This window comes from Streptomyces sp. UNOC14_S4 (assembly GCF_020740835.1).
Taxonomy (GTDB): domain Bacteria; phylum Actinomycetota; class Actinomycetes; order Streptomycetales; family Streptomycetaceae; genus Streptomyces.
Window position 1 is genome coordinate 1 of record NZ_JAINFC010000552.1, and the last position, 4,879, is coordinate 4,879.

6 protein-coding genes are annotated in these 4,879 nt (G+C 71.9%); 2 read left to right on the forward strand and 4 right to left on the reverse strand.

Annotation, left to right across the window (positions count from 1 at the left end; translation table 11 throughout):
• Positions 1 to 852 (reverse strand): LysR family transcriptional regulator (locus K6I34_RS31785; RefSeq protein WP_308294084.1); only part of this gene is annotated, 852 nt, incomplete at its 3' end.
• Between the two features lie 201 nt (positions 853 to 1,053).
• On the opposite strand from K6I34_RS31785, the gene snpA reads away from it, so the two are divergent.
• Positions 1,054 to 1,719: a snapalysin gene (gene snpA, locus K6I34_RS31790; protein ID WP_229331391.1), complete on the forward strand. Its 666-nt coding sequence runs from the start codon at positions 1,054 to 1,056 to the stop codon at positions 1,717 to 1,719.
• Between the two features lie 78 nt (positions 1,720 to 1,797).
• On the forward strand, positions 1,798 to 2,325 hold the full coding sequence (locus K6I34_RS31795; protein ID WP_229331393.1) for a DUF1990 family protein: 528 nt from the start codon (positions 1,798 to 1,800) through the stop codon (positions 2,323 to 2,325).
• Between the two features lie 129 nt (positions 2,326 to 2,454).
• On the opposite strand, the gene K6I34_RS31800 is transcribed toward K6I34_RS31795, so the two are convergent.
• The 3 genes from K6I34_RS31800 to K6I34_RS31810 all read right to left on the reverse strand — a co-directional run bounded on the left by K6I34_RS31800 (position 2,455) and on the right by K6I34_RS31810 (position 4,827).
• Positions 2,455 to 3,090 carry a DedA family protein gene (locus tag K6I34_RS31800; protein WP_229331395.1) on the reverse strand — a complete coding sequence of 212 codons (636 nt, stop codon included), beginning with the start codon at positions 3,088 to 3,090 and terminating at the stop codon, positions 2,455 to 2,457.
• 309 nt (positions 3,091 to 3,399) lie between these two features.
• A complete protein-coding gene (locus K6I34_RS31805; RefSeq protein WP_229331397.1) occupies positions 3,400 to 3,885 on the reverse strand; it encodes a DoxX family protein in 486 nt (161 codons plus the stop codon).
• 222 nt (positions 3,886 to 4,107) lie between these two features.
• The gene (locus K6I34_RS31810) at positions 4,108 to 4,827 is read right to left on the reverse strand and encodes an HNH endonuclease family protein (protein ID WP_229331399.1); all 720 of its coding nucleotides are present in this window, start codon (positions 4,825 to 4,827) and stop codon (positions 4,108 to 4,110) included.
• Positions 4,828 to 4,879 lie beyond the last annotated feature (52 nt).

Genomic DNA, 4,879 nt, shown 5'->3' on the forward strand with positions numbered 1-4,879 from the left:
GATCTCGACCGGCGGCAATGCGCAAGATCGCGTCGCCAGGGACAGTTCCGAAGAGAGAGGGTCGCCGTGCAGGGGGCGGATCACCGTGCCAGGGGCAGGGGGCGTCGTCGGCTGGCAGGGGCGGATCGCCTCGCCGGAGGCGACGAGGTCCGTCGCGGTCGCGTTGTCGCGGACGTGGATCATGCGGGGGCATCGCCCCACCGCCGTGAACGCGTGCCGCAGAGCCTCCCCCTCGTGGTCGGCCGTGGGGTCCACGATCCAGCAGTCGTCGGCGAGTTCGGCCAGCCGTACCTCCGGTTGCCCGGCCGCCGGGTGGCTCGCGGCCAGGGTCACGAACTTCGGCTCGCGCGTGGTGAGGACGCGTCGCTCCACGCCCGCCGGGACGGTGAGGGGGAAACCCTCGGTCTCGTGGACGAAGGCGACGTCGAGCTGGTTGGTGGCGAGCAGTTGGAGCAGAGTGTTCGCCGATACCTCTATATGGATGGTGATATCCGTATCGGGCAGTCGTGCGTGCAGGCGGCGCAGCCACCCCGTCACCACGCGACTGCCGACGCTGCCCACGCGCAGCCGCGCCTCGCCCGCGCCCACGGCCGCGTCGCGCGCGGCGGACACCAGTGCCGCCATCTCCGCCACGATGGGCCGCGCGCGCAGCAGTACCGTGTGCCCGAGCGGGGTCGGCCTGCTGCCGGTCTGGCCGCGGGTGAAGAGGAGGCCGCCGATGGCCCCCTCGATGCGCCGGAGTTGGGTGGTCAGCGAGGGTTGTGTCATGCCGAGCTGGAGCGCTGCCTTCCGCACGCTTCCGGTGTCGGCAATGGCGCAAAGCGCTCGGAGATGCCTGACCTCGAGCTCCACGTGGGGAGCATAACTGCACCTCGCATGTCACACCAGGCACATGCGGGGGCAGGGTAGGCGATAGGGCCGCCCTATCGCCAACTGGCATCATCCGTACCACTGATATCTCGTCAGAGACTTCCCGGGACCAACACTTCACCCCGCGGACACCGGTCACCCACCGATACGGCCGGCGTCCTCGGAACGAATGGAGTCCCCCACATGAATCGCTCCACGATGGTGCTCTCGGCCGCACTCGGTCTCGGTCTGGCGGCGGCGATGTCCGTGCCCGCCACCGCGGCGTCCGCGGCCGACCACACCTCCCAGTCGACCCAGTCGTCCCGCTCGGCCTACGTCGGCTCGGCGGCCGAGCAGGCGGGCAACAAGGCCTTCTTCGACGCGGTGATGAAGTCCGCGCTGGCCAAGGCCGCCAAGTCGCCCGGCCTCAAGACCGTCACGGTCACCTACGACCCCAGTGGCGCGCCCAGCTTCCAGCAGGAGATAGCCAACGCCGCGCAGATCTGGAACAGCTCCGTCCGCAACGTTCAGCTGCGCGCGGGCGGCAACGCCGACTTCCAGTACTACGAGGGCGACGACTCCCGCGGCTCGTACGCGCAGACCGACGGCCACGGCCGCGGCTACATCTTCCTCGACTACCAGCAGAACCAGCAGTACGACTCCACCCGCGTCACCGCCCACGAGACCGGGCACGTGCTCGGCCTCCCCGACCACTACTCCGGCCCCTGCAGCGAGCTGATGTCGGGCGGCGGCCCCGGCCCGTCCTGCACCAACCCCTACCCGAACTCGACGGAGAGAAGCCGCGTCAACGCCCTGTGGGCCAACGGCCTGACGGCGTTCGACAAGGACGCGTTCCGCAAGGTCCACTGACCTGACGAAGGCCGTCACGGCAGCGGTCCGGTTCCCCCGCGGAGCCGGGCCGCTGCCCCTTTTCGCATACTGAGAGGGATGACGACGTTCACGTACCCCGAGGTCGGTGCCACCGCGCCCGGTGCCGCCCTGCCCGTCGGATACAACCACCTCCGGGTGTCCACCTGCGTCGGGCACGGCCGGGCCGACTTCGAGGCCGCCGCCGACGTGCTGCTCTCCTGGGGCATGCACCGGGCCATGCCGGGCGTACGGGTCACCGATGCCCCGCCCGTCGCGCCGGGCGTCACCGTGACCGTCTCCCTGGGCGCGGGCCCGCTGCGCGTCTCGGGCACCTGCGCCGTGGTGTGGGCCGTACGGGAGGCGGACCGGGCCGGTTTCGCGTATGGGACGCTGCCGGGCCACCCGGAGCGCGGTGAGGAGGCGTTCCTCGTGACGCTGGACGACGGGGGAGCGGTGCGGCTCACGGTGACGGCGTTCAGCCGCCCGGCCGTGTGGTTCACCCGGGCCGCCGGCCCGCTCGTGCCGGTCGTCCAGCGGGCGTACGCGGTGAACTGCGGGCGCACCCTGCGTGCGGAAGTGGCCCGCAGGGCCCGCGGGAGGCGGTAGCGCGGGAGCGGTCCGCACGAGGCGGTAGAGGGAGCGGCGGCGGGCCCGTAGCGAGGTCCGTACGGATGCGGAACGCATGCCTCGGGGGTTGGTCCGTACCAAATACGGCCGACGGGGGAGCGTCCCCTACTACGCCTGTGCCTCGTCGTGGCGCGGGTGCTTCACGACGTACGCCGCGGCGAGCCCCGCCGCGAAGAGGGCGACGAACGACACGGCCGTGCTGAGCCAGCTCGCGCCCAGCCACTGGCCGCCGAAGTAGCCGAGGGCCACGCTGTACGCGGCCCAGGTCAGCCCGGCCAGCGCGGACCAGGGCAGGAAGTCCTTCACCCTGCGGTGCATGACGCCCGCGCCGAGGCTGACGACCGAGCGCCCGGCGGGTGCGAAACGCGCCACGACCACGAGCGGGCCGCCGCCGCGCAGCAGCGCCGTGCCCAGCTTGGCCTGGGCGGCCGTGAGGCGGCGCGAGCGGGAGATGGCGCGGTCGAAGCGGTCGCCGCCGCGCCAGGCGAGGCGGTAGGCGACCATGTCGCCGAGGACGGAGGCGGTCGCGGCGCAGAGCACGAGGGCGCACAGCTGGGAGAAACCGGCGTGCTGCCGGGCGGCGTCACCGACCGCGTCGGCCGCGGAGCCCGCGGCGGCGGTGGCGGCGGTGATGACCAGCACACCGCTGGGGAGGAGAGGGAGGAAGACGTCGAGGAGCACGGAGAGCCCGACGATCACATAGATCCAAGGAGAGTCGGCCAGCGACCCCAACTGCTCCAGCACTTCCTGATCTCCCGTACGGTCCCCCGCCGCGACGTCGCAGGGAGCGGCAGGGGCGGCCTTTTACCACCGAACAGAGTACGCCTGAGGCTTCTGTGACGTGCGAGGGGGGCCGCTGATGTTGCCCGGATCACGTGCCGGGGTTGTGGTGGTTTGGGTGTCGCTCGAGAGTGGGGGAGCAGCCGCGCCCCAAGCCGCTACGACGAAGAGGACGAAGAGGCGGCCGGGGTGAGGGGAGCGGCAGACTCCCCTCACCCCGGCCGCCGGAAAGTCGCGGCCGGAAGTCGCGACCAGAAAATCGCTGCCGAAAAATCAGCGACGACGGAACAGCCGGTCCACCGAGATCGCCCCAGGTCCGGTGAAAACGAGCAGCAGGAACGCCCAGGCGAACATCGCGGACGCCTCGCCACCGTTCTGGATCGGCCACAGAGCCGCCTTCTGGTGCACGTCGAAGTACGCGTAGGCCATCGAGCCGGAGGAGATGAACGCGGCGGTGCGCGTACCGGCGCCGAGCAGGACGAGGACGCCGCCGACGAGCTGGATGACGGCCGCGTACCAGCCGGGCCAGGTGCCCGCGGCGACCGTGCCGCCGTTGGAGCCGGCCACGCCGCCGAGGATGCCGAACAGGGACGCCGCGCCGTGGCAGGCGAAGAGCAGGCCGACGACGACACGGAAGGCCGACAGGGCGTACGGGCGCGCGGCGTCGAGGCGCTCGGTGAGCGCCGCGGACGGGGTGCCCGCCGCGGAGGCGGAACCGGTGGCCGGAGCCGAGGGGGAGGGAGCGGTCGTGGGGGGCATGCGGAGTGCTCCTCGCATCGGGGACAGGAAACGACGAGGGGCCCAGGTTAGGTACCCCTATCTGTACTTGCAAGTTCAAGTTCTTAGCCCCAGTGTGCCCGATCGCCCTGTGCGCCACGCGTCAAACGTGACGCACGGCACGGAGCTCCCGCCTGCCGCCTGCCGCCCGGAGTCCCCGCGGCGCCTGTCCCGTCCGTGGCGGCCCTTGGCGATCATTGGTGATCAGCAGCCCTTGAGGATTCCCGTCAGCGCGTTCTTCTCCGCCGTGTCCACGGTCAGCCCGTAGTAGTGCTTCACCGTCACCCACATCTCCGCGTAGGTGCACGCGTACGACTTCAGCGGCGGCATCCACTTCGCCGGGTCCTTGTCGCCCTTGTCCTGGTTGACCCGGTCCGTGACCGCGATGAGCTGGGGGCGCGTCAGGTCGTTGGCGAAGGCCTGGCGCTGTGCCGTGGTCCAGGCGGCGGCGCCCGAGCGCCACGCCTCCGCGAGGGGGACGATGTGGTCGATGTCGAGGCTCTGCGCGTCGGTCCAGGTCGCGCCGTCGTAGGCGGAGTGCCAGGTGCCGGAGACGGCCGCGCACTTGGCGTCCTGCCCCACGTTCTCGCCGTCCCGCTTGAGCACGACCTCGCGCGTGTTGCACTGCCCGTACTGCGTGATCCAGTGCGGGAACTTCGCTCGGCTGTAGCCGTCCATCGTGCCCTCGGGCTTGACGGTGAGCTCACCCAGGTAGCCGCGGACCGCGGTGGCGTCCGGCGGGCTCGGCGGCGCGGCCTGCGCGGCGGGCCCGCTCAGGACGAGCGAGCCGACGAGCGCGGCGAGCCCGCCCGTGACGGCCGCCAGGCGGGCGGCGGCCGCTCGGCGGCCGAGGGCGCGGCGCGGGGTGTTGGCGCGACGCGCGTAGAGCGGACGCGAGGCGGTCGACGTGCGCTTTCCGGGCATGGTGACTCCCTGCGTGGTGGGGGTGGCGGCCGGACGGAGCGCGGCCATGATC